At 59.7% G+C, this 216-nt stretch carries 1 protein-coding gene; it reads left to right on the top strand.

What is annotated here, in order from left to right; genetic code table 11:
* Positions 1-142 precede the first annotated feature (142 nt).
* The coding region (locus H6B10_RS17725; RefSeq protein ID WP_430661809.1) for a hypothetical protein at positions 143-216 on the top strand (74 nt) is incomplete at its 3' end.

Raw genomic sequence — 216 nt, 5'->3', positions numbered from 1 at the left:
GGCCGGTTTCCATGGCCTCCCGGATCTCGGGGTTGGGGTAAGGACAGGTGGGAAAATCTCCATCCGGCTTTTCCTGTTCGGGAACAACGGTCACCTGGGTCACGCCCATCCGGTGGCCGTGACCACCATCGTTTCCACCGATATGGCAACGCCCATTGCAGCCAAATATGGTGTGGAACTGCGCCGCACCCTGACCGGCTTCAAGTTCATCGGTGA

Origin of the sequence: Gemmiger formicilis, assembly GCF_016901605.1 — a bacterium.
GTDB lineage: Bacteria > Bacillota > Clostridia > Oscillospirales > Ruminococcaceae > Gemmiger > Gemmiger formicilis_B.
The sequence above is the reverse complement of the archived record's forward strand: the minus strand, read 5'-3'. Positions and strand labels throughout refer to the sequence as shown.